We start from the raw sequence: 22,390 nt of genomic DNA on the forward strand, positions 1-22,390 counted from the left end.
AGTTCTGGCAAAGACTTCACCTGGATGAGACCGGACCTAGAACCGAAAGCGGTGCTGCGGCGCTAGGGCAATCACCTGTCGAGATGGAGCAACAGCATTCCCTGCGGCCCACAACGACTCCGTAGTATCCAGGCAAGCCGAGGCGGTGCGCAACGGCCTGCCCCTGCTGGGGCAACGGTTCTTGCTCAACCCCAAGGAGACGGACGTGTCATTTAAGAAGGTGGTGCTGGGCAGCCTGGCCATTCTGGCTGCCGCTGTCGTGGGGTGCTGGTTCAGCCTGGACAAGGAGACGCGGGCGCTGCTGGCCACCGTGCCGACCAACCGCGATGTGCTGTTCTGGACGGTGCCGCAACGCGATGCGGCCTTCCGTGCGCTGGACCGCCTGCCGATACTCGCCAAGGCGAACGTGGTGCCGGCCAGTGGCAGCCCCTCTCCCCTACCTCCAGGGCCACCTCTCCAGCTCCAGAGCGATGTGGATGCCTACATGGCCGGTCAGCGCAGTGCCGCGCTGCTGGTGGTGCACGACGGCAAGCTGCGGCTGGAACGCTATGGCCTGGGCTTTGATGGGCAGGGGCGCTGGACCAGCTTCTCGGTCGCCAAGTCCTTCACCTCCACGCTGGTCGGGGCTGCGGTGAAAGACGGCTTCATCAAGAGCCTGGACGACAAGGTGAGCCTCTATATCCCTGACCTCAAGGGCTCGGCCTACGACGATGTCAGCGTGCGGCAGCTGCTGACCATGACGTCGGGCGTGAAGTGGAACGAAGACTATGCCGACCCCCAGTCGGACGTGGCCAGGTTCAACAACCACCAGCCCGAGGAAGGCGTGGAAGCCTTGGTGAGCTATATGCGCAAGCTGCCACGGGAAGCCCCTGCCGGCTCCCGCTGGCTGTACAGCACCGGCGAAACGAATCTTGTGGGAACGCTGGTGCAGCAGGCCACGCACAAGCCATTGGCCACCTACCTGTCCGAGAAGATCTGGGTGCCGGCAGGCATGGAGCAGCAGGCCACCTGGATCTTGAGCAAGACCGGCAAGGAGATTGGCGGTTGCTGCGTGCAGGCCACGCCGCGCGACTATGCCCGCATGGGCTTGTTCATTCTGAACGGCGCCCAGGTCAACGGCCAGAGCATCGTGCCCGACGGCTGGTGGGCGGAAGCGACCACCAAGCGCACGGAGATCGGTATTCCCGGGCGTGGTTACGGCTACCAATGGTGGACCTATGACGATGGCAGCTATACGGCCCGCGGCATTTTTGGGCAGGGCATCTTTATCGATCCGCAACGCAAGCTGGTGATCGTGTCCAACGCCAATTGGGCCGGCGGTGCGCGCGACCCCCAAGCTACACAAGCACGTGAGAACTTCTACCGCGAGGTGCAGCAGGCCATCGACGACGAGACGGCCAAGCCTTCCTGATCGGGCGGGGACCGTGGGCCAATGGTGCAGCGTGCTTGGCCTTGCACACGCGGCCTTGCCTCACGCGCCAGCCGGCCTCACAACGGTCGCCCCAGGCCAGGATCGCCCCACTGGCGCCAAACCGCCCTGCACACCCAGACAGCAGGCGTGAGCCGATGCATTCAGTGGAACATGCTCTTGCTGCACCCCACGTCAAGACACCCGTAGCCCATTGATTTAAAAAAATACTCTCAAACTTGCACCACAGACAGGCGCGGTGCAGGTCATCGACTTTTTGAAATCACGTCTCCCATGTATTTGTTCAGGTCTCGAAAATCCTGAACGGTCCAGGAATGCGGAGCAATCTTCACTCCGTTCTCCTTCAACGTTCTGGGTATCAGGTCCCCGTTCGGGCGAAGTATGACCGAGGACACGATGACGCCCGGATAACTCTCCAGCCGTTTTTTGAAAGCAGCGGTGGTGAGGTCCGGTGTGGGTGGATTGCTTTTCCTGGCCAATGGCCCCGTGCCCTTGATATCCGCTCCGTGGCACACGGCACATCGCTGTGTGTAGAGGTTTTTTCCATTGGTGTTCTGCGCAAAAGCAGATGGCGGCAGAGCGAACGCCAAGGCTCCGAGCAAGGCGATGCCTAATTCTCTGGCTGTCATTTTTTTCGTTTCGTAGGGCGCAGGCTGGTGGGCGCAAAAGCAGAGGCACACGGGTTCCCCAGCGCGAACAGGATGCGCAGCATGGTACGACCTTCGGCGCCATACGGACCCACACCCGCCACGCGAATCCCGCCAGGCTCCAAACCCAACCAATCCCTCACGGGGTTCCGTTTCGGCCGTACAGGCGATAGCCCGGCCGCAGGCTCAAACGCTCGTAATAATCCTGTACCGCCGGATAGTCAGGGTGCGCCAGCGGTGTTTCAAACCAGCGGTTCACCGACAGGCCGACCGGGATGTCGGCCAGAGAGAACGACTCGCCGCACACATAGGCACCCGTGGCATCCAGCTGCCGGTCCAGGATGGCCATATGCCTGGACCATTCGCTGCAGCCGGTGGCCAGCGCATGGCGGTCCTGGTGCTCCGGGGAATGCCTGACCAGCGACATGAAGGCATAGCTCCAGGATTTGTTCAGGTCCGTCGCCTGCCAGTCCATCCATTGGTCGACCCGCGCCCGCGCCTGTGCTTCGGGCGGATATATCCCGGCGCCGTGGTAGCGGTTCGCCAGATAGCGAATGATGGAGTTCGACTCCCACAGCACAAAATCGCCGTCCTGAATGACCGGCACCATGGCGTTAGGGTTTAGAGCCATGAATGCAGCCGTGTGGGTCGACCGGAAACCCACGCCCCAGTCCTCCCGCTCAAAGGGGATGTCCATTTCGGCACAGGCCCAGAGTACCTTGCGGACATTGATGGACGACGCCTTGCCCAGCACACGCAACATGCCATGCCTTTCTGGTGAGGAGTTTGTAGGAAAGTGACGGTTGCAGCGAGTGTATGCGGCGCCAAATGTCGACGCTGTGCCAGCGTGACGGTGGTGACCGCGCAGAAAGGCTGTATCGTGCGCACAATGCATTCTGGCGCTTGAACCGAACGCGCGGTGCGTGCCTTGCACCGCACCACCTTGGCGCCACAGACCATCCAGGAAGACCCCATGCCGATCCCATCCATTCTGAAAACCACCGTGGCGGCGCTGGCGATCACGGCCAGTGGCGCGCTTTTCGCACAGGGCACACCGATCAATGCCGCCGCGTTTGACGCGCTGATCGCCCAGGGCCCGGTCGCCGATGCAGCGACCATCGCATCGAGCAGCTGGGCCACCAAGATCAAGCAGGCCGGCACGATGCGCTTTGGTGGCACGCAGACGTCGAATCTGTTCTCGCTGCTCAACGAAAAAGATGGAAAGATCCGCGGCTTCGACGCGGGCCTGGCCCAGCTCCTCACGCGCTATATCCTGGGCGATGGCGCCAAGTACCAGTTCACGCAGGTGAATTCGTCGACACGCGAGCAGGTGCTCATCAACGACCAGGTGGACATGGTGTTCGCCACCTACTCCATCACCCCGGCCCGCGCCGAGAAGATCTCGTTTGCCGGCCCGTACTACACCTCGCAGGCCGGGGTGCTGGTCAAGGCGAACAACAAGGCGATCCAGTCGTACAGCGACCTCGCCGGCAAGAAAGTGGCCACGCAGGCCGGCTCCACGGGACCGGCGATCCTGGCCCAGTACGCGCCCAAGGCGGTCGTGCAGGAGTTCCAGACGCACCAGGAAGCCCTGGACGGACTGCGCCAGGGACGGGTGGATGCCTACGTGACCGACTACACGCTGCTGCTCAACGCCCTGAGCCTGGGTGTCAGCAACGCCCGGCTGGCGGGTGCCCCCTTCGGCGCACAGGACCCCTACGGCGTGGGACTGCCCAAGGGCTCGGACGGCGTGGCCTTCGTCAACGCTTTCCTGAAAAAGCTGGAAGCCAATGGCACCTGGGCCAAGCTCTGGACGGTCTCCATCGGACAACGCACCGGCAGCACCGCCGTCCCGACGCCGCCTGCCCACCCCTGAGCGATGGCTGAGGTTTCCAGGCTTCTGACCGAGTACGGGCCTGCCTTCTGGCAGGCTCTTTTGCTGACATGGAAGCTCACGCTCGTGTCGTTCGTGCCCGGGTTCCTGCTGGGCACGGCGGTGGCGGTGCTGCGGCTGCTGCCGGTGCCGCCGCTGCGCTGGGTGCTGACCGGCTATGTCGAGATCTTCCGCAACATCCCCAGCGTGGCGCTGCTGATCTTCATCGTGTTCGCGCTGCCCGACCTGAATGTGGTGATCGACTATGAGCCCAGCGTGATCCTGGCCCTGACGCTGGTGTGCTCGGCCTTCACGGCGGATTACCTGCGCTCGGGCATCAACACCATTCCCGGCAGCCAGATCGAAGCCGCGCTGAGCCTGGGCATGCGACCCCGGCACATCATTGCCGTGGTGGTCTTGCCGCAGGCACTGCGCTCGGTGGTACAGCCGATGACATCGCTGCTGATTGCGCTGATGCTTTCGACCTCGCTGGCGTCGCAGGTGCCGCTTGCAGGCCGGGAGCTCACCTCGCTGGTGTCCAAGATCGCCAACGACTCCGCTGCGGGCATGGCCGCGTTCGCGGTGGCCGCCGCGCTGTATGTGGCGACCGGATTGCTGATCGCCTGGGCAGGCGCCACCTTGGACAAGAAGCTGCGGATACTGCGATGAGCCGCCCTCTGGAAGACATTCTGTTTGCGGCGCCCAGCCCGCGCGCCCGCATCACCACCCGGATGGCAAGCGTCATGGCCGCGGCCATGTTGTTGGCGCTGGCAGTGGCCATTGGCTACCAGTTCCATGACGCAGGGCAGCTGGACGCTCCGTTCTGGGAATTCTTTGCCTGGCCGACGACCTGGACCTTCCTTGCCAAGGGCCTGCTCGGCACGCTGAAATCGTCAGCGATGGCGGCCGCCATTGCGCTGTCCTTCGGGCTGGTGCTGCTGGTGGGGCGCCTGTCGCGCCTGAAGCTGGTGCGCTGGCCCAGCGTTGCGGCCATCGAGTTTTTGCGCGGCACACCGACGCTGCTGCTGATCTATGTGTGCTTTCTGGTGCTGCCAACGCTTGGGATCAAGCTGAGCACCTACTGGATGCTGACCCTGCCCATCGGCCTGAGCACTGCGGCCGTGGTGGCCGAGGTCTACCGCGCGGGCGTGCTGGCAGTCCCCCGCGGCCAGACCGATGCGGCGCGCAGCCTGGGCATGACCGAAGCCCAGGTGTTCTTTCTCATCGTCTTCCCGCAGGCGCTGCGCTACATCGTTCCGGCGCTGGTGGCGCAGCTGGTCATCGTGGTCAAGGACACCACCTTTGGCTACGTGGTGACCTACGGGGAACTGATGCAGAACGCCAAGGTGCTGATTGCCAACTACCACGCGCTGGTGCCTGTGTACCTGGTGGTCGCACTGCTTTACTGCCTGGTCAACTACGCCATCTCCAGGGCCAGCAAACGGCTCAGCAGGCCGATGCACTGACCCTGCGCTGGGCCACTGATGCGTACGAGGCGCTCTGCCGGGCGGCAAGGTGACAGGGTGGCCGCCGAGCTGCCGACGACCACCCACCAACCACCACCACGCTGTTCGGATCCCGGTACACCAGGGCACCGGGCACCCGGGTATCAGTCCATCAAACCGCTGACACGGCCTCCACGGCGGCGCCTTGTGCATGCAGCACGGGAGGCGCGGTGACGATGGAGGTCAGCGCCGGCTCTGCGGGCCGCAGCGCGGCCAGGTCCGGGCGTGGACGGCGCAGTGCCTCCTGGGTGGAGAAGGCCTGTTCCATCGCGTGGGCGGCGCCCAACAGCTCGTGGTCACGGCGAAAGCCGCCCACCACCTGCAGGCCGAAGGGCATGCCGGCATGGTCTGTGCCGCACGGCAGGGAAATGGCCGGGTGCGTGGTCAGCGTGACCACATAGGTCAACGCCAGCCAGCGGTAGTAGTTGGCCTGCTGCTGGCCACCGACCTGGGCGGCGTACAGCTGCGTCCAGGGGAAGGGCGAGACCGGCGTGGTCGGCGACAGAATGAGGTCGTAGTCGGCGAAGGTGTCCTGAAAGCGCTTGAGCAGCCGTGTCTGCTCTGCCTGCGCCCAGGCGGCGTCCAGCAGACTCATGCGGGCGCCCATTTCGTAGTTGGCACGCGGGTTGGGGCCCAGGCTGTCGGGGTCGCGCTCGTAGGCGGCCTGCATGCCGGCGACAAAGGATTCGGCGCGCAGCACATCGAAGCAGCGGTGCACATCGCCCAGGTCCAGCTTGACTTCATCGCAGGCCGCAAACAGGTGGCGCATGGCCGCAATCTTCTGCCGGAACGTGGCGCGGATACCCTCATCCACGTCGCAGGCGCCAAAGTCTTCCGTCCATGCCACGCGCAAGCGGCTGAGGTCGGTGCGCGCAGGGTGCAGGAAAGAAGCGGCATCCAGCGGGTAGCTCAAGGGATCACCGGCATGCACGCCCGCGCTGGCCGCCAGCTGCAGGCAGGCATCTTCCACCGTGCGCCCCATGGGACCGACGACCGACAGCGGCGTCCAGCCCAGCAGCTTGCGCACGCTGGGAACAATGCCCGGCGAGGGGCGGAACCCCACCACGCCGCATTTGGCGGCTGGAATGCGCAGGGAACCGCCGGTATCCGAGCCAGTGCACACCGGCAGCATGTCGCAGGCCAGTGCCGCGGCCGATCCCCCCGACGAGCCGCCGGCGTTGAGGTTGGGGTTGAAGGGATTGCCGGTCGCACCCCAGACATCGTTGCGCGAGTTGGCACCTGCGCCCATCTCCGGCACATTGGTCTTGCCGGCCACGATGGCGCCCGCGCGGCGCAGGCGGGCCACCAGCTCGATGTCCTGGGTCGGCACATGGTCGCGGTAGATGGGCGAGCCCCAGGTGGTGAGCAACCCTTCGGTGGGCTCCAGGTCCTTCACGCCCAGCGGCAGGCCATGCAGCAGCCCCAGCGGATCGCCCGCCATCACGGCCTTTTCGGCGGCATGCGCTTCGCTGCGCGCGCGGTCAAAACAGGTCGCGGTGACGGCGTTGACATAAGGGTTGACGCTGTCGATGCGGGCGATGCAGGCATCGAGCAGTTCAACCGGCGAAACCTGCCGCGCACCAATGAGGCGGCGCAGTTCGACGGCAGACAGTTCGACCAGCGACGGACTGGATGACGGGGCGGTGTGCATGGATGTCTCTCTCATGGATGTAGATATAGATATAGATGCCCCCCCGGCGCGGTCACTGCCGGCAGCGGGGGGCCATGCGGGTGGTATCAATCGGCGGTGATGTGCGCGCTGTCGGCCAGCTTCTTCATCACGGGCATTTCCTGGCGGATCAAGGCGGTGGCTGCGGCACTGTTGGCATAGGCGGGGTCAAAGCCCTGGGCCTTCATCTTTTCCTGCACGTCGGGGGCGGCCGCGACTTCCGCCAGCGTGGATTCCAGCTTGGCCTTCACACTGGCTGGCATGCCTTTGGGGCCAACGATGATCAGCCAGGTGTCCATGTCGATATCCTTGAAGCCGGCCTCGGCGAAGGTCGGCACGTCGGGCAGCAGGGAGGAACGCTTGGCCGTGGTCACGGCAACGGCCTTGATCTTTCCGTTCTTGATCTGCGGTATGGCGGCGGCCACGGTGTCGACCGAGAACGGGATTTGCCCACCGATCAGGTCCGTCATCGCCGGTGCGCTGCCCTTGTAGGGCACATGGGTCATGTCGATCCCGGTTCGGGCCAGCACCAGCTCGCCCGCAAAGTGGGCCGTCGTGCCGCTGCCGAAGGAGCCGAAAGCGTATTTGCCAGGGGACTTCTTGACGTAATCCACGAACTGCTTGACGCCGCTCACCGGCACGGCGCTGTTGGCCAGCACGATCAGCCCGGTACGTGCAGGAATCCCGATGGGATCGAAACTCTTGACCGGGTCGTAAGGCAGGTTGGGGCGGATGGCTGGGTTGACGGTGAAGGTGCTGCCGGAGCTGACCAGCAAGGTGTAGCCGTCGGCCGGGGCCTTGGCCACATACGTGGCACCGATGATGGTGCCCGCGCCCGGGCGGTTGTCGATGATCACAGGCTGGCCCAGTTTTTCACCGAGCTTCTGGCCCAGCAGGCGGCCGATCACATCCGTGGCGCCGCCAGGCGAGAACGGGATGACCAGCGTGACGGGCTTCGATGGGTAGGCATCGGCAGCGAGAGCGGGGGCAGCGGCAACCAGGCTCAACGAGCAAGCCACGGCCAAGCGGGTGAAAGCGGTGATGGATTTCATGGTGAAGCGACAGGTTCGGTGAGGCAAGGGAACGAGGGAAAAACACCAGCGCAGGAACAACGATCCGGATAGCTCCGCAACCACCGTGGCTGCGCTGGACGTGCTGAATACGAGTTCATGCTAAGAGTGCTCAACCGATGCCACAAGCGCAATGTTTAGAATAATTCATTGCCAAAAATAGAATTCATACGTCTAAGAAGGATGGCGCGATGGTGAAAACAGATACCGGAGCAGGAATCGGTCCTGCCACAGCCAACAGCCGGGTGCTGCAGGAAGCGGCGGTGCGCTATTTCCTGGAAGTGGTGCGTACGGGCTCCATCAAGGAGGCGGCCACCCGGTTGAACGTGGCCCCCTCTGCGGTCAGCCGCCAGATTGCGCGGCTGGAAAGCGACCTGGACACCTTGCTGTTCGAGCGCCGCTCGCGCGGCATGGTGCCGAACTCGGCGGGCGAACTGCTGGCCGCCCACGCACGCCGGGTCGAGCAGGACATCGAGCGTGTCACCAGCGAAATCCAGTCGCTGCGCGGCATGCGCACGGGGCAGGTGCGCATCGCCTCGGTTGAAGGCTTTGCCCATGACTTCATTCCCACGCTGATCGCGCAGTTTCAGCGCCGCTACGAAGGCGTTGTGTTCCGGCTGGAAGTCTGCTCGCAGGGCGATGTGGCCCGGCGCGTGCGAGATGGCGAGGTCGACATCGGTATCACCCTCAGCTCGGTTCCCGAGCCGGACATCCGCGTGGAGCTGCGCCACCCCTGCCCCATCATGGCCGTGCTGGGGGAAAAGCATCCGCTGGCCTCACGGCCGCAACTGTCGCTGCGCGAGGTGACGGCCTACCCGCTGGTGCTGCCGCTCAAGAGCAGCACATTGCGGCAGTTGCTCGACATCAGCTGCAGCCGCCAAGGGCTGCGGTACCGCCAGGTGCTGGTGAGCAACCATGCCGACGCGCTGGTCAGCTACGCCGCCGCCAGCGAACTGGGCGTGGCGTTCTATGGCGAGCTGTCGGTCCGCACACGGCGCGGCGGCAACGCCGTGCGGGCCGTGCCGCTGCGCGACCGCGAGATGAACGAGCGTTATCTGGAAGTCCAGACCCTGGCCGGGCGCAATCTGCAGGAAGCCGTGCACGCCTTTGTGCAGTACCTGGTGGCGGCCATCCGCGCCGACGGCGACGAAGGCGGCGGCGATGCGGGCGACATGGACAACGCAGCGGACGGCCGGTTGCCCGGCGCGTGAAAGGCGGTGCACCGGCAGGCGCCGAATTGCTGGATCGGCAATCGACGATTCTGATTTCTGCGCAGCACGGGGGACCTGGCGGGCACTGAGGCCCGCCAGAATGGTGCGCTTCTGCGCCTTTCCAGCGCCTTTCTGCCTTTCGGTTTTTTGCACCCAGGAGTTCCTTCCATGTCCACCATGCCCGCCCTCCCCTTTTCCAAGATCCGCACGGCCGCCGGCCTGGCCTTCCTGTCCGGCGAGATGCCGTTTGCCGCCGATGGGAACATCCCCGAAGGCATCACGGCGCAGACGCACCTGACGCTGGAGCGCATTGCCGCCACGCTGGCCACCGAAGGCCTGTCGCTTGCCGACGTGGTGTCGGTCAACGTCTTCCTCACGCACAAGGAGGACTTCGCCGCATTCAATGCCGCGTACGCCAGCCACTTCGCCGATCCGCTGCCGGTGCGCGCCACCGTCTGCACAGAACTGGTGGCCCCGGCCCGCATCGAGATTGCGGTCGTGGCGACGCTGCGCGGCTGACCGCCCTCTTTCCCCGAACTCTCCCAAACAGGAACACACACCATGGCATCCGAAGTCCTGGTTCTCGGCGCGGGCATGGTCGGCGTCAGCACGGCGCTGGCATTGCAGCAACGCGGGCGCCAGGTCGTGCTGGTGGATCGCCGCCCGCCAGGCCGCGAAACCTCGTACGGCAATGCCGGCTTCATCCAGCGTGAGGCCGTGCAGCCCTACGCCTTTCCACGCAGCTGGCAGGCGCTGTGGCGCGTGGCGACCGGGCAAGGCAATGACGTGCATGTGCACTGGACGGCATTGCCGTCCCTGGCTGGCCGCCTGCTGCGTTATTGGCAGTCCTCGGCCCCTGCGCCGTACGCGAACACCTGCGCCGCCTATGCACGGCTGATCGCACACTGCATTGCCGAACACGAGCCGCTGATGGCCGCCGCGGGTGCGCAGCACCTGGTGCGCAAGGAAGGCTGGCTGCAGTTGTACCGCCAGCCCGCCTTGCTGGAGGCAGCGCTGCGCCATGCCACCCAGGTCGCACAGGCCCATGGACTGAATTGGGCCGCACTGGACGGACCGGCCCTGGTCCAGCTGGAGCCCGGCCTGCGCGAAACGCCGGCGGGCGCCATCCATTGGCGGGATCCCTGGACCATTTCCGATCCGGGAGCGCTGGTGGAACACTATGCCGCACTGTTCGTGCAGCGTGGTGGCCGGATCGCCGAAGGCGACGCCGACAGCCTGCAGCAGACGGGACTGGGCTGGCGCGTTCAGACCCGTGACGGGGCGCTGGAGGCCGAGGCAGCCGTCCTGGCGCTCGGCCCCTGGGCCGAGGCGCACACCCGCCGACTGGGCTACCGGCTGCCGCTTTTCGCCAAGCGGGGATACCACCGCCACTACCAGGGTGGCGGAACGCTGCGCCGGCCTGTGCTCGACACCGACCATGGTGTGGTGCTGGCGCCAATGCAACGCGGTCTGCGCCTGACCACGGGGGCCGAATTTGCCAGCGCCGGCGCACCGGCGACACCGGTGCAGCTGCACGTGGCCGAGCGCGCCGCCGAGCGGCTTCTGGGCCTGGGCCAGCCGGTCGAAGCACAGCCCTGGCTGGGTGCCCGCCCGTGTTCTGCGGACATGCTGCCCGTCATCGGCCCGGCACCCCGCCACCGCGGCCTGTGGTTCCACTTTGGCCATGGCCACCAGGGCTTCACCCTGGGTCCCGCGTCTGCCCGGCTTCTGGCCGAACGCATGTGCGGCCAGACACCGTATGTGGACCCTGCGCCCTACGATCCGTCGCGCTTTGGCTGAACGCCGGCAGGCCTCGCCCCGGGTGCGGCCACCCATAGGGGATGTCCGCACGCCCACGGGGAATCGGCACACACGCCCCCCAAGCATGCCGTAGAGGCGCCCTGAAGGAGGAGGGTTCAGCGGCTCAGACCGCGCGCCGCAATGGGCCAGATGGTTTCGACCACGCCGTTCCGGTAGCCAATCAGGCTGTCGTGCAGGTTGATCGTGGGGTCCACGTGCCCTGGCACCAGCAGCACCAGTTCCCCCAGGGCAGGCAACGCGGACAAGGCCGTGGTTCCGGCTGTGCTGGCCGCCTCTGCGCCCCTCCCGACCGTACAGTGCTCGTCACTGACACCGGTGCAGGCCAGCACGACATCGGGCCGGGCCTGGGCCGCATTCCACACCTGGGGCAGACCGCTTTCCAGGCTCATGGATTTCAGGCCTGCATCCAGCACGGCATGCGTGCCTGCGGCACGGCTCATCACGCGGGTCGCCAGAAACAGGCTGTGCGCGAAAGAGGACACGCCCGCGCCGGAAGGCTGGTTGTGGCTGTAGTCCACATCCATGAAGGCGTAGCTGCCGGCCTGCAGCTCGGTGTAGACGCCGCTGGCGAAGTCGATGTCGGCACTCCCGGTGCCTCCGCCGGTTACAACCGCGCAGGGCAGGCCCTCGCTTTCCAGGCGCGCCCTGGCCTGGCGGATGCGCGCGTTCGCCGCGTCGATGATCTGCTGGCGCTCCCCCGGCAGGCGGACATGCTGCACCGTGCCGTGGTAGGCCTGCAGGCCGCCGAAAGACAGCCGGGGCAGCGACTGGATACGGGCCGCGATACGGGTCATCAACTCCAGATCGGCCACACCGCAGCGGCCATGGCCGATGTCGATCTCGACCAGCACGGTCAGCTCGGCCCCGGCTTCCTGCACGGCAGCCGCCAGCCAGTCGACCTGCTGCAGATCGTCCACACACACGCTCATGCGTGCATGGCGGGCCAGCTGCGCCAGCAGGCGTGCCTTGCCGGGGGAGGCAATCTCGTTGCTGATGTGGATGTCACGCACCCCGGCTTCTATGAATGGAATCGCTTCGGACACCTTCTGGCAGCAGATGCCGACCGCACCGCGTGCGATCTGTGCCAGGGCCACGGCCGGGCATTTGTGCGCCTTGCCATGCGGGCGCAAGGCCATGCCTGCGGCATCGGCGCGGGCCTGCAGCTCGTCGAGGTTGCGCTCGAAGACATCGAGGTCCAGCAGCAACGCCGGCGTGTCGATATCGGAAATCGGTGCGCCGATGGAGGCTGCGGGAGGCACAGTGAAAATGGACATATCAGCGATGGCGATGGCAATGGAGACGGGCAAGAAATGGCAGTGAGGTGCACGCCGCAGGATGCGGCAGAGAATCCTATGCCTGCTGGGCCAGCAGGTCGCGCCCGGCCTCCCAGAACTGCTGGTACTGCGCGGGCGGAACGAACAGCCCGCCAGTGGTCCAGACCACATGCGTGGACTGTGCCAGATGCGCCTGCAGCCCACTCTCCTGCAGATAGCGTTGCCCTTCGGGCGTACCCAGCAGCATCGACGGACCAGCCATGCCGGCGGTTGCCGAGGGCTCCACGCGCAGGCCTTCGGCCTGCTCGAGCTGGTAGACAAAGCGCATGAGCTGCCCATCCTCGACCGTGTAGATACCGCCCAGCACCTCGCGCATGGCAGCGCTGGCCAGGCGCGAGGCCTGCGGCACGGCCAGGCCGTCGGCCTCGGTCCGGTTGTGCAGCCCGTAGTCATACACCGTGGGGTGCGGGCCTTGCGGGCCGTCGGAGCCATCCATCATCTGCACCAGCACGCAGGGCGACTGCACCGGCTCGGCAAAGAAGCAGTGCGCATGGGGGCCCAGAATCTGGCGGATGCCGAAGGCAATGCCCGCCGGAGCCCCGCCCACACCACACGGCAGGTACACGAACAACGGGTGCTGGGCGTCCACCACAATGCCCTGCTCTGCCAGCTGGCGGCGCAAGCCGAAGACGGCGGCCGCATAGCCCAGGAACAGCGAGAGAGAGCGCTCGTCGTCGACAAAATGTGCCAGGGGATCGGTGGCGGCCTGTGCGCGGCCCTGGGCCACGGCCTGGGCGTAGTCGCCCGCATGCTCGACGACCTCGACACCCCGCTGGCGCAAGCGGTCCTTCTTCCAGGCCTTGGCATCGGCCGACATGTGCACGCTCGCCTTGAAGCCCAAGGCCGAGGCGATCACGCCAATGCTCAGCCCCAGGTTGCCGGTGGAGCCCACTGCCACGCTGTGGCGGGCAAACACCTCGCGTGCGCGCTCGCTCAGGAGCGCGACATAGTCTGCCGCGCTGGGCTGGCTGGGCAGCAGGCCGTTGGCAATGGCCACCCGCTCGGCAAATTCCAGCACTTCGTGCAGCCCGCCGCGCGCCTTGATCGACCCGGCCACCGGCAATGCATGGTCCTGCTTGATCAGCACGCGCCCCTGCCCAGGGGCCATGCCCAGCAACGACGCCACCGCGGGCGCGGAGGACAGTGCGGACTCGATCACACCGCCCGACGCAGCCAGTTCGGGAAACAGCTTGGCCAGCAGCGGCGCAAAGCGCTCAAAGCGCGACCGGGCGGCTTCTATATCAGCCAGACTAATGTATTGGCGCTCTGCCGGACTCTCGGAGCCTGTGGTGGCGAGGGCGTGACCGACCTCCTGCGCGGCCACCGCGGTACTGCGCGCCGGGTTGAGCCACAGCAAGGGCAGAGATTGTTTCAAGCGCATCAGGGTGGGGGCGGAGGTGGGCATTGCGTGGCAGTCTTTCACAGGGAAGCGCCCATTCTTGGCCCGCCCCAGACTGGATGCAAGTCACTTATAGTCAAGGCAACCTCAACCATACTAATAATGAGCACCTCCACACGCCTGCTCTCACCGTCGCTGCTGTCCTGGCTGCGCTGCTTTGACGCGGCAGCACGGCATGGCAGCTTCACGCGCGCGGCCGAAGACCTGTGCGTGAGCCAGGGCGCCGTCAGCCAGCAGGTCAAGCAGCTGGAGCAGTGGCTGGGCCGCCCGCTGCTGCTGCGCTCACCGCGCGCGCTGACGCTGACGCCTGAGGGGCGCTTGCTGGGCCGGGTGCTGCGCGAATCGCTGCAATCCATTGAAAACACGCTGGCCGATCTGCGGCAGGAGAGCGAGGGGCAACCGGTGACGATGAGTTGCGCGCCCTCTTTTGCGATGGCCTGGCTCACGCCCCGGCTGGGGACCTTCTTCCAGAAACACCCGCAGATCGATCTGCGCGTACAGGCCGAGTTCCACGCGCTGGACCGCGGGCGCATGCTGCGCGACGGCGTGGACGCAGCGGTGCGCTTTGACCTTGGGAACTATCCCGATCTGCACGCCTGCGAACTGCTCAGCGAATGGCTGGTTCCCGTGGCCAGCCCGGCTTTTCTGGCCGCACACCCGGCACTGGCAACGCCCCAGGGACTGACGGGGACTATGTTGCTGCACGATTTCAGCCCGTGGGAAGGGGCCAGCACCCACGCGGAATGGGCGCATTGGTTCGCGCACATGGGACTGCCCCCCCCGGACTGGACCCTGGGCCGCACCTACAACCTGGCCATGCTGGCGCAAAGTGCGGCCTGCGCCGGGCAGGGCGTAGCGCTTGGCCGTACCGCCCTGGTCATGGACGATGTGGCGGCAGGTCGGCTGGTGCCTTTGTTCGGGTGCCGCGTGCCCGCGCAGGCGTCCTATATGTTTGTGCGCGCACGCCAGCCATCGCGGGTGCTGGATGCCATCGAGCAATGGCTGCTGGCCCAAGCCCAGGCGTTTGAGGAACAGCGGCAAGGCCTGCTCCAGACCCTGGCGCTGCGCAGCACGCAGTCCGCCTGATCTGGCGGACTGCTGCAGCCGTCCCACAAGGTACGCGGCTCCCCTCCAGGCCCATCTCCTGGTCCACGGCACCCGTGGCTGACCGCAACGTCCTGGCTGGCGGCCCACGGTTCTCCGTGGGCGCCCCCCTTTCACCGGGGTTCACCGCATGGCCGGTATCACAGCGCACCAAGACCTGCTGACTCGTGCTGCGCTGACCGGCCCGTGCGTCCAGTCCGCCCGAGGCAGAACGGCGGGCAGTCGACACCCCATGGGCTACCGCCCCTGCACGGCAGCGCCAGCGAGAGCCCCTCCCTGCATTGCCCAACGTCCAACGCCCGCAGCGCCAGCTTCGGGATGTCTGCCCGACCACTCCTAGCCACGCACATGCGCCTGCAAACGACGTATTGGCGGTGGCATGCAGGCGCGGCCATGCCATATGGGTGGACAGCCCTTCAGGGAGCAACGGCTTGGTGGTACCTGCAACGCTGTTTCCAGGGAGACACCGGCCTCTTCCTAGAAATACCAAAAACTCATATCACCAAGATTATTTCTCTTCCTTTTAACAGCGGCAGACCGATAAATTTTTACAAAACAACCAGGAGACAAAAACAATGGATATTGGATTCATCGGCCTTGGCCGGATGGGGTTCGCGCTCGCCCGTTCCCTGCTGAAGCACCAGCAACGCGTGACGGTGTTCGATATCAACACCGGCGCCGCGCAGCAACTGGGGACGGAAGGTGCGGTCGTGGCCCCCGATGTGGCCAGCCTGTGCCGCAGCGTGGATATCGTCTTCACCATGCTGCCCGGGCCCAAGCAGGTCAAGCAGGTGGCGCTGGGCGAGAACGGCATCCTCCAGAACCTGCAACCCGGCGCCATCTACATCGACATGAGCACCATCGATGTGGACACAGTCGATCTGCTGAACGACGCGTTCACCCAGGCGGGCTTTGTCTTTGGTGACGCCCCCGTGGGCCGCCTTGCCATGCATGCCGACCGCGGCGAGTCGCTGTTCATGCTGGGCATCGATGCCCAGCACCTACCCACCGTGGAGCCGGTGCTCTACCAGATGGGCACCACCATCCACCACTGCGGCCATGCCGGCAGCGGCACGCGCACCAAGATCATCAACAACATGATGGTGCTGTGCTACTGCCAGATCAACTCCGAAGCCCTGGTGCTGGCCCGGTCGCTAGGCCTCGATACGGCCAAGACCTTCGACGTGCTGGTCAACACCACCGCCAGCAATGGGCAGCTGAAGGAGAAGTGGCCCAAGAAGGTGCTGGCCGGGGACCTGAGCCCGGGCTTTGACCTGGCGCTGGGCTACAAGGACATCTCGCTCGCCTCCAGCGCCGGAGCGTCCACGCAGGTGGCCCTGCCGGTCTGCGATACCGCCAAGAACGTGTTCCGCATGGCGCTGGCCGCAGGCAAGGCCGGACAGGACACCTCCTGCCTGACCGACTACTGGGCCGAGGTCAACGGGGTGGAAAAGATCCGGCTCTGAACGGCCCCACAACGACTGCGACCAAAAAACTGCAGCGACAACAACGATATCCAGGAGACAAAAAAATGAACTTCACCCGACGCACCGTGCTCGCCACGGCAGCGGCCACAGGCCTTGCTTTCTCCACCCTCGCATCGGCGGCGGGCTACCCGGAAAAACCGGTCACCATCACGGTCGGCTTCTCCGCCGGCGGCCCCACCGACATCGTGGCCCGCATCCTGGCCGAAAGGCTCACCCAGAAGTTCGGCCAGAGCTTCATCATCGACAACAAGGCCGGCGCCAGCGGCGCCGTGGCGGCCAACCAGGTGAAGAAGGCAGCCCCCGACGGCTACACGCTGATGATCGGCAGCAGCAGCACGCTGTCCATCATCCCCTACGTGCAAAAAGGCGTGCAGTTCGACCCGATCAAGGACTTCACCCCCATCGGCCTGGTGGCCAGCTACCCCTACTACCTGACGGTTCCGCCGGACTCCAAGTTCAAGACCTATGACGATCTGGTCCAGTTTGCGCGCCAGAAAGGCAATCAGCTGACCTACGCATCGGCAGGCAATGGCGCCATCAACCACCTGGCGGGCGAATGGTTCAAGAGCGACACCGGCATCAACGCGCTGCACGTGCCCTACAAGGGCGATTCCGCGGCGGTGATCGACCTGGCGGCCGGCCGTGTGGACCTGGCCTTCCTGGCCGGTGTGGTGGCCATTCCGCAGGTGCAGGCCGGCAAGCTACGCATTCTGGCCTCGGCCAGTTCGGCGCCAGAAAAAGGGCTCAAGGGCACGCCGGTGATCGGTCAGGCCAAGCTGCCCGGCTTTGCCGCAGAACCCTGGAACGGCCTGATGGGCCCTGCAGGACTGCCCGCCGATGTCGTCACCAAGCTGAACAGCGCCGTCAACGAAATCATGACCAGCCCGGAGGTCAAGGCCAGGCTGCTGACCCTGGACCAGTACCCGCTCACCGGAACGCCTGCGCAGTTCAAGGACTTCATCCAGAAGCAATCGGCGCACTGGGCGGGCGTGATCAAAAAATCCAACATCACGCTCGACTGATGGGCTGCGAGAACCGACACATGCAATATTCACAGTTCATCCAGGGCAGCTTCGTCGCGGGCGCGTCCACCGAGGTCTTCGAGGTGGTTTCGCCGTCGACCGGCCAGGTGATTGGCAGCTACACCATGGCGTCATCCGACGATGTGGCCCGCGCCATCGACAGTGCGAGCAAGGCCCAGTCCGCGTGGAAGAAAAGCGGCGCCGTCCAGCGCTCCGACCTGCTGCGCAAGATCGCACTGGAGATGCGCGCAGACCGCGAGCGGTTGGCCACGCAGATCACCAGCGAGCTCGGCAAGCCCTACAGCGAAGCGCAGAAGGAAGTCGATGTCGCGGCCGAAATGTTCGAATGGGCCGCCGAAGAAGCCCGCCGCCTGTATGGCCGCGTGATTCCCGCGCGCACCCCCGGCATCCAGCAGATTGCGCAGCTGGAACCGGTGGGCGTGGTCGGCGGCTTTGCGGGCTGGAACGCGCCCGCGATCACCCCGTCGCGCAAGATCAGCGCCGCCCTGGCGGCAGGTTGCGCCATCGTCATCAAACCCTCGGAAGAGACCGCCGGCGTGGCGCTGCTGATTGCCCAGGCCTGCCAGCGCGCCGGCACTCCCGCAGGCCTGGTCAACATGGTGTTCGGCAACCCGGCGCAGATTGCGGACCAGCTCTGCAACGCCCCCGATATCGCCATGATCACCTTCACCGGCGGCACCGAAGTGGGCAAGCAGCTGGGGGCCAAGGCCGCCGCGCAGATGAAGAAGGCCACGCTGGAGCTGGGTGGCCACGCCCCGGTGATCGTCTGGAGCGATGTGGACATCGACAAGGTGGCGGCCGCCACGGTGGCCACCAAGTACCGCAACGCAGGCCAGGTCTGCACCTCGCCCACGCGCTTTCTGGTCCACGCCCGCATCTACGACGCGTTCTGCGCCAGGTTTGTGGAGCATGTCCAGAAACTGCAGGTGCTCGATCCCTTTGATGCCAAGGCGCAGATGGGGCCGCTCAAGAACCAGCGCCGCCGCAGCGCCATTGCCCAGCTGGTGGCGAACGCCATCGAGTCCGGGGCCACGCTGCTGGTCGGCGGCAAGAGCCTGGACCAGCCGGGCTTCTTCTATGCGCCCACGGTGCTGGCCGTGCGCGACAAGCAAGCCGATGTCTCGCGCATCGAACCCTTCGGCCCCGTGGCGCTGCTGATCCCCGTGCAGGATGCGGACGAAGCATTGCACGAGGCCAACAGCCTGCCCTTTGGCCTGGCGGCCTATGCCTTCACCAACGACATGCAGCTGGCACACCGGTTTGCCAACGAGATCGAAAGCGGCGTGGTCTGCATCAACGAGCTGCAGGCCTCGCTGCCCGAGACCCCGTTCGGGGGCTACAAGGACAGCGGCCTGGGCTCCGAAGGCGGCACTGAGGGGCTGCGTGAGTTCCTCAAGGTCAAGTGCGTGCGCCAGGGAGGTCTGGCATGAGCAGCAAACCCATCCTCGGTTTCATCGGCGTGGGCGTGATGGGCATGGGCATGTGCCGCAATCTGGCGCAGAAGTCCGGCTGCACGGTGCTGGCTGCCGACCTCAACGCCGACAACGTGCGTGCGCTGGCCGGCGATGGTGTGATTGCCAGCAGCGTGCAGCAGATCGCCGAAACCGCCAGCATCGTGTTCCTGTCGCTGCCGGCCATCCAGCATGTCGAGGCGGTCTGCAACGGTCCGGACGGACTGGTGGCCAACGCCCGTGCGCTCCAGACCGTTGTCGACATGAGCACCAGCGATGTGGAACGCACGCGCCAGCTGGCCGCCACCTTGGGGGCCGCCGGCATCGACCTGGTGGATGCCCCCGTGGCCCGCAGCCGGGCAGCCGCCAACAACGGCACCTTGCTGATCACCGTGGGCGCCAGCGAATCGCAGTTCGCTGCCGTGAAACCCTATCTCGACTGCATGGGCAGTGACGTGCTGCACTGCGGCCCGACCGGCGCCGGGCAGGTCGTGAAGATCCTCAACAACATGGTGCTGCTCAACACCGTGCACACCCTGGCCGAAGCCTTTGCCATGGCCGACAAGTCGGGGGTCTCCAAGGACCTGCTCGCCCATGCGCTGGGTCTGGGGTCGGCGGCCTCGTTTGCCCTCAATCTCACCGGAGCCAACTACCTGGCCAAGGATGTCTTCCCGGAAAAGATGTTCTCCACGGCCTATGCCCTCAAGGACCTGAAGCTGGCACTGGAGCTGTCCAGCACGGTGCAGCTGGACAACGCCATCACCGCGCTGACCGCGCAGCAGCTGCAGAAATCCATCGACGCGGGCTTCGCCGACCACTACTACCCCGTGATGTACCGCGTGATTGCCGACACGAAAGCCGCACCATGAGCACCACCCCTGTTCCCCTGAATGACTGGCTCGTCCACCGCGGCCGATTCGTCCATGTGACGTTTCTGCTGCAAAGCGGCGAGAAGGAATGGCTGGTCCGCATCCACGAGGGACGCATAGAAAGCATCCAGAGCGGCCCTTTCGTGATGCCACGCTGGACGTTCCGGCTGGCGGCCGATGCCCAGGCCTGGAGCCGGTACTACGCCAGCACGCCCACACCGGGCTTTCACGATCTGATGGCGATGATCAAGTTCAAGCACCTGCGGCTGGAAGGCGACCAGCATCCGTTCATGAGCAATCTCCTGTACTTCAAGGACCTGGTCAAGTCACTCGGAGGGATCGTGCAATGAACCGCCAACACATGGAACCCATCTCGGGCGGCTACGTCCACGTCACCATCCAGGGCCGCAACAACCGCATCTATGTGGAAACGGCGGGCCAGGGCCAGCCCTTGCTGTGCCTGCACACGGCAGGCAGCGACTCGCGCCAATACCGCGGCCTGATGAACTGCCCGGAGATCACCGAACGCTTCCAGGTGATCTGTTTCGATCTGCCCTACCACGGCAAGTCCTCGCCCCCCGAAGGCTGGGAACAGCACGAGTACCAGCTCACCTCGCAGCTTTATGTGGACTCCATCCTCGGCGTGATGGATGCGCTGGACATTCACCGCCCCGTCGCTATGGGGTGCTCCATCGGCGGCCGTGTGGTGCTGCACCTGGCGCTGCAGCACCCGGAGCGGTTCAAGGCCCTGATCGGCCTGCAATCGGGCGCCCATGTCGCGCCCTACTACAACCTGGAATGGCTGCACCGTCCGGATGTGCACGGCGGCGAAGTCTGCGCCGGCATCGTGTCCGGCCTGATCGGCCCGCACGCCAAGGAGGTGGACCGCTGGGAAACCCTGTGGCACTACATGCAAAGCGGGCCCGGGGTGTTCAAGGGCGATCTCCACTTCTACAAGGCCGAAGGCGATCTGCGCGCGCTGGCGGGCCGCATCGACACGGCGCAATGCCCGCTCTATCTGCTGACCGGCGAGTACGACTACTCATGCACGCCCGATGACTCCCGGGCCCTTGCCCAGAGCATTGCCGGGGCGCAGCTGTCGATCATGCCCGGCCTCGGCCATTTCCCGATGAGCGAGGCCCCCGCCGATTTCATCGCCCACCTGATGCCGGTGCTCCGGCAGATTCAACCGTGAAACCCCGCTCCGCCAAGCCAGACAACGCGCCAGACAACGCAGGAGACACACCATGAAGTTCATTCCCCCAACGGCACTCGTTCTTTCCGCCATCGCACTGCTCACCGGCGCAGCCCACGCGCAAGCCGGGGGCGCGAAGATCTCGGACGGCGTGGTCAAGATCGGCGTGCTCACCGACATCAACGGTCCGTTCATGGACAACGTGGGCAAGGGCTCGATTGTTGCCACCGAAATTGCGGTCGAGGAATTCGGCGGCAAGGTGCTGGGCATGCCCATCGAGATCGTGACCGCCGACCACCAGAACAAGGCCGACATCGCCTCGACCAAGACCCGTGAATGGCTGGACCGAGACAAGGTGGATGCGGTGACCGAACTGGGCAACAGCGCCGTGGCCCTGGCCGCAATGAAGATCGCCCAGGAAAAGGGGCGCATGTCCATCGTCACAGGGGCTGGTGCACAGCGCATCAGCAACGAGGACTGCACGCCCAACAATGTGCACTGGGTCTACGACTCGTATGCCTTGGCCAATGTGGGCACCAAATCGCTGGTGAAGAAGGGCTTCAAGACCTGGTACTACGTGACGGCCGACTATGCATTCGGGCACTCGCTGGAAAACGATGGCAGGAAGTTCATCGAAGCCGCGGGGGGCAGCGTGGTGGGCTCGTCACGCTACCCCTTCCCCGGCAACGACTTTGCCTCCTACATCGTCAAGGCCAACGGCAGCAAGGCCAATGCGGTGGCCATTGCCACGGCGGGCCTGGACCTGCAGAACGCCATCAAGCAAGGCCGTGAATTCGGCCTGGGGACCGGCGGCCAGGCGACGGTGGCCATGCTGATGAGCATCATGGACGTGCATGGGCTGGGGCTCAAGAACGCGGGCAATATGATGTTTGCCGAATCCTTCTACTGGGACTACGACGACGAATCGCGCAAGTTCGCCGACAAGTTCATGAAGAAAATGAAGCGCATGCCCACCGCGTTGCAGGCAGGCCAGTATTCGGCGATCCGCACTTACCTGAAGGCGGTCGAGCAAGCCAAAAGCGACGATGTCGCCGACGTCATCAAGGCCATGAAGCGCATGCGCATCCAGGATGCCTTTGCCAAGAACGGCACGCTGCGCGACGACGGCAAGATGGTGCACGACATGCTGCTGGTGAAGGTGAAGATGCCGTCGGAATCCAAGAAGCCCTGGGACTACTACAGCGTACAGGAAACGGTGCCGGGCAAGGAGGCGTTCGAGAGCCTGGACCAGAGCAAATGCCCTCTGGTGAAGAAGTAGGCGG

Annotated in this window: 21 protein-coding genes; 15 read left to right on the top strand and 6 right to left on the bottom strand. The window is 65.3% G+C overall.

The window, feature by feature from the left end:
• Nucleotides 1-205 precede the first annotated feature (205 nt).
• Nucleotides 206-1,411, top strand: coding sequence for a serine hydrolase domain-containing protein (locus tag CT3_RS16675; protein WP_066537406.1), 1,206 nt, complete (start codon nucleotides 206-208; stop codon nucleotides 1,409-1,411).
• 263 nt (nucleotides 1,412-1,674) lie between these two features.
• Here the strand turns inward: CT3_RS16675 and CT3_RS16680 are convergent, their stop codons facing one another.
• Both CT3_RS16680 and CT3_RS16685 read right to left on the bottom strand, forming a co-directional pair.
• Nucleotides 1,675-2,058, bottom strand: coding sequence for a c-type cytochrome (locus CT3_RS16680; protein WP_083520437.1), 384 nt, complete (start codon nucleotides 2,056-2,058; stop codon nucleotides 1,675-1,677).
• A gap of 157 nt (nucleotides 2,059-2,215) precedes the next feature.
• The gene (locus CT3_RS16685; protein ID WP_066536827.1) at nucleotides 2,216-2,839 is read right to left on the bottom strand and encodes a glutathione S-transferase family protein; all 624 of its coding nucleotides are present in this window, start codon (nucleotides 2,837-2,839) and stop codon (nucleotides 2,216-2,218) included.
• A 210-nt stretch (nucleotides 2,840-3,049) separates the two neighbouring features.
• Between CT3_RS16685 and CT3_RS16690 the strand changes: the two genes are divergently transcribed.
• The 3 genes from CT3_RS16690 to CT3_RS16700 are packed head-to-tail and all read left to right on the top strand — an operon-like array spanning nucleotide 3,050 to nucleotide 5,415.
• The gene (locus tag CT3_RS16690) at nucleotides 3,050-3,952 is read left to right on the top strand and encodes a glutamate ABC transporter substrate-binding protein (RefSeq protein ID WP_066537409.1); all 903 of its coding nucleotides are present in this window, start codon (nucleotides 3,050-3,052) and stop codon (nucleotides 3,950-3,952) included.
• 3 nt (nucleotides 3,953-3,955) lie between these two features.
• On the top strand, nucleotides 3,956-4,618 hold the full coding sequence (locus CT3_RS16695) for an amino acid ABC transporter permease (protein ID WP_066536829.1): 663 nt from the start codon (nucleotides 3,956-3,958) through the stop codon (nucleotides 4,616-4,618).
• Nucleotides 4,615-5,415 carry an amino acid ABC transporter permease gene (locus CT3_RS16700; protein WP_066536833.1) on the top strand — a complete coding sequence of 267 codons (801 nt, stop codon included), beginning with the start codon at nucleotides 4,615-4,617 and terminating at the stop codon, nucleotides 5,413-5,415. The genes CT3_RS16695 and CT3_RS16700 overlap by 4 nt, the downstream gene beginning before the upstream one ends.
• Nucleotides 5,416-5,566: 151 nt before the next feature.
• On the opposite strand, the gene CT3_RS16705 is transcribed toward CT3_RS16700, so the two are convergent.
• Nucleotides 5,567-7,105: an amidase gene (locus tag CT3_RS16705; RefSeq protein ID WP_066536844.1), complete on the bottom strand. Its 1,539-nt coding sequence runs from the start codon at nucleotides 7,103-7,105 to the stop codon at nucleotides 5,567-5,569.
• 86 nt (nucleotides 7,106-7,191) lie between these two features.
• A complete protein-coding gene (locus CT3_RS16710) occupies nucleotides 7,192-8,175 on the bottom strand; it encodes a Bug family tripartite tricarboxylate transporter substrate binding protein (RefSeq protein WP_066536847.1) in 984 nt (327 codons plus the stop codon).
• A gap of 209 nt (nucleotides 8,176-8,384) precedes the next feature.
• Here CT3_RS16710 and CT3_RS16715 point away from each other — a divergent pair, with 209 nt between their 5' ends.
• From CT3_RS16715 to CT3_RS16725, 3 genes are all read left to right on the top strand, one after another.
• Complete coding sequence (locus CT3_RS16715) at nucleotides 8,385-9,404, top strand: LysR family transcriptional regulator (protein ID WP_083520438.1); 1,020 nt, start codon at nucleotides 8,385-8,387, stop codon at nucleotides 9,402-9,404.
• Nucleotides 9,405-9,572: 168 nt separating this feature from the next.
• The gene (locus tag CT3_RS16720; RefSeq protein ID WP_066536848.1) at nucleotides 9,573-9,923 is read left to right on the top strand and encodes a RidA family protein; all 351 of its coding nucleotides are present in this window, start codon (nucleotides 9,573-9,575) and stop codon (nucleotides 9,921-9,923) included.
• Nucleotides 9,924-9,965: 42 nt separating this feature from the next.
• Nucleotides 9,966-11,204, top strand: coding sequence for an NAD(P)/FAD-dependent oxidoreductase (locus CT3_RS16725; protein ID WP_066536850.1), 1,239 nt, complete (start codon nucleotides 9,966-9,968; stop codon nucleotides 11,202-11,204).
• Between the two features lie 116 nt (nucleotides 11,205-11,320).
• On the opposite strand, the gene CT3_RS16730 is transcribed toward CT3_RS16725, so the two are convergent.
• Together CT3_RS16730 and dsdA are read right to left on the bottom strand one after the other, a co-directional pair.
• The gene (locus CT3_RS16730; RefSeq protein WP_066537418.1) at nucleotides 11,321-12,499 is read right to left on the bottom strand and encodes a DSD1 family PLP-dependent enzyme; all 1,179 of its coding nucleotides are present in this window, start codon (nucleotides 12,497-12,499) and stop codon (nucleotides 11,321-11,323) included.
• A 76-nt stretch (nucleotides 12,500-12,575) separates the two neighbouring features.
• Nucleotides 12,576-13,964, bottom strand: coding sequence for a D-serine ammonia-lyase (gene dsdA / locus CT3_RS16735; protein ID WP_066536854.1), 1,389 nt, complete (start codon nucleotides 13,962-13,964; stop codon nucleotides 12,576-12,578).
• 96 nt (nucleotides 13,965-14,060) lie between these two features.
• On the opposite strand from dsdA, the gene CT3_RS16740 reads away from it, so the two are divergent.
• The 8 genes from CT3_RS16740 to CT3_RS16775 all read left to right on the top strand — a co-directional run bounded on the left by CT3_RS16740 (nucleotide 14,061) and on the right by CT3_RS16775 (nucleotide 22,386).
• Entirely contained in the window at nucleotides 14,061-15,044 is a 984-nt protein-coding gene (locus CT3_RS16740) for a LysR substrate-binding domain-containing protein (protein WP_066536860.1), read from the top strand.
• A 593-nt stretch (nucleotides 15,045-15,637) separates the two neighbouring features.
• Nucleotides 15,638-16,528, top strand: coding sequence for an NAD(P)-dependent oxidoreductase (locus CT3_RS21545; RefSeq protein WP_066536866.1), 891 nt, complete (start codon nucleotides 15,638-15,640; stop codon nucleotides 16,526-16,528).
• Nucleotides 16,529-16,593: 65 nt separating this feature from the next.
• Nucleotides 16,594-17,571 (top strand): Bug family tripartite tricarboxylate transporter substrate binding protein, encoded by a 978-nt coding sequence (locus tag CT3_RS16750; protein ID WP_066536868.1) that lies wholly within the window; start codon nucleotides 16,594-16,596, stop codon nucleotides 17,569-17,571.
• Nucleotides 17,572-17,591: 20 nt separating this feature from the next.
• Nucleotides 17,592-19,022: an NAD-dependent succinate-semialdehyde dehydrogenase gene (locus CT3_RS16755; protein WP_066536870.1), complete on the top strand. Its 1,431-nt coding sequence runs from the start codon at nucleotides 17,592-17,594 to the stop codon at nucleotides 19,020-19,022.
• Nucleotides 19,019-19,912: an NAD(P)-dependent oxidoreductase gene (locus CT3_RS16760; protein WP_066536872.1), complete on the top strand. Its 894-nt coding sequence runs from the start codon at nucleotides 19,019-19,021 to the stop codon at nucleotides 19,910-19,912. The genes CT3_RS16755 and CT3_RS16760 overlap by 4 nt, the downstream gene beginning before the upstream one ends.
• Nucleotides 19,909-20,262, top strand: coding sequence for a hypothetical protein (locus CT3_RS16765; RefSeq protein ID WP_066536875.1), 354 nt, complete (start codon nucleotides 19,909-19,911; stop codon nucleotides 20,260-20,262). Before CT3_RS16760 ends, CT3_RS16765 begins: the two co-directional genes overlap by 4 nt.
• Nucleotides 20,259-21,107 (top strand): alpha/beta fold hydrolase, encoded by an 849-nt coding sequence (locus tag CT3_RS16770; protein ID WP_066536877.1) that lies wholly within the window; start codon nucleotides 20,259-20,261, stop codon nucleotides 21,105-21,107. Before CT3_RS16765 ends, CT3_RS16770 begins: the two co-directional genes overlap by 4 nt.
• A gap of 52 nt (nucleotides 21,108-21,159) precedes the next feature.
• Nucleotides 21,160-22,386, top strand: a complete 1,227-nt coding sequence (locus CT3_RS16775; protein WP_066536880.1) for an ABC transporter substrate-binding protein — start codon at nucleotides 21,160-21,162, stop codon at nucleotides 22,384-22,386.
• Nucleotides 22,387-22,390: the final 4 nt, after the last annotated feature.

Source organism: Comamonas terrigena NBRC 13299 (assembly GCF_006740045.1).
GTDB lineage: Bacteria > Pseudomonadota > Gammaproteobacteria > Burkholderiales > Burkholderiaceae_C > Comamonas > Comamonas terrigena.

What these genes read in the sequence shown, in the direction of transcription:
- CT3_RS16680 (WP_083520437.1), bottom strand. Translation starts at nt 2,058, where the DNA reads ATGACAGCCAGAGAATTAGGCATCGCCTTGCTCGGAGCCTTGGCGTTC.
- CT3_RS16685 (WP_066536827.1), bottom strand. Translation starts at nt 2,839, where the DNA reads ATGTTGCGTGTGCTGGGCAAGGCGTCGTCCATCAATGTCCGCAAGGTA.
- CT3_RS16690 (WP_066537409.1), top strand. Translation starts at nt 3,050, where the DNA reads ATGCCGATCCCATCCATTCTGAAAACCACCGTGGCGGCGCTGGCGATC.
- CT3_RS16695 (WP_066536829.1), top strand. Translation starts at nt 3,956, where the DNA reads ATGGCTGAGGTTTCCAGGCTTCTGACCGAGTACGGGCCTGCCTTCTGG.
- CT3_RS16700 (WP_066536833.1), top strand. Translation starts at nt 4,615, where the DNA reads ATGAGCCGCCCTCTGGAAGACATTCTGTTTGCGGCGCCCAGCCCGCGC.
- CT3_RS16705 (WP_066536844.1), bottom strand. Translation starts at nt 7,105, where the DNA reads ATGCACACCGCCCCGTCATCCAGTCCGTCGCTGGTCGAACTGTCTGCC.
- CT3_RS16710 (WP_066536847.1), bottom strand. Translation starts at nt 8,175, where the DNA reads ATGAAATCCATCACCGCTTTCACCCGCTTGGCCGTGGCTTGCTCGTTG.
- CT3_RS16715 (WP_083520438.1), top strand. Translation starts at nt 8,385, where the DNA reads ATGGTGAAAACAGATACCGGAGCAGGAATCGGTCCTGCCACAGCCAAC.
- CT3_RS16720 (WP_066536848.1), top strand. Translation starts at nt 9,573, where the DNA reads ATGTCCACCATGCCCGCCCTCCCCTTTTCCAAGATCCGCACGGCCGCC.
- CT3_RS16725 (WP_066536850.1), top strand. Translation starts at nt 9,966, where the DNA reads ATGGCATCCGAAGTCCTGGTTCTCGGCGCGGGCATGGTCGGCGTCAGC.
- CT3_RS16730 (WP_066537418.1), bottom strand. Translation starts at nt 12,499, where the DNA reads ATGTCCATTTTCACTGTGCCTCCCGCAGCCTCCATCGGCGCACCGATT.
- dsdA (WP_066536854.1), bottom strand. Translation starts at nt 13,964, where the DNA reads ATGCCCACCTCCGCCCCCACCCTGATGCGCTTGAAACAATCTCTGCCC.
- CT3_RS16740 (WP_066536860.1), top strand. Translation starts at nt 14,061, where the DNA reads ATGAGCACCTCCACACGCCTGCTCTCACCGTCGCTGCTGTCCTGGCTG.
- CT3_RS21545 (WP_066536866.1), top strand. Translation starts at nt 15,638, where the DNA reads ATGGATATTGGATTCATCGGCCTTGGCCGGATGGGGTTCGCGCTCGCC.
- CT3_RS16750 (WP_066536868.1), top strand. Translation starts at nt 16,594, where the DNA reads ATGAACTTCACCCGACGCACCGTGCTCGCCACGGCAGCGGCCACAGGC.
- CT3_RS16755 (WP_066536870.1), top strand. Translation starts at nt 17,592, where the DNA reads ATGCAATATTCACAGTTCATCCAGGGCAGCTTCGTCGCGGGCGCGTCC.
- CT3_RS16760 (WP_066536872.1), top strand. Translation starts at nt 19,019, where the DNA reads ATGAGCAGCAAACCCATCCTCGGTTTCATCGGCGTGGGCGTGATGGGC.
- CT3_RS16765 (WP_066536875.1), top strand. Translation starts at nt 19,909, where the DNA reads ATGAGCACCACCCCTGTTCCCCTGAATGACTGGCTCGTCCACCGCGGC.
- CT3_RS16770 (WP_066536877.1), top strand. Translation starts at nt 20,259, where the DNA reads ATGAACCGCCAACACATGGAACCCATCTCGGGCGGCTACGTCCACGTC.
- CT3_RS16775 (WP_066536880.1), top strand. Translation starts at nt 21,160, where the DNA reads ATGAAGTTCATTCCCCCAACGGCACTCGTTCTTTCCGCCATCGCACTG.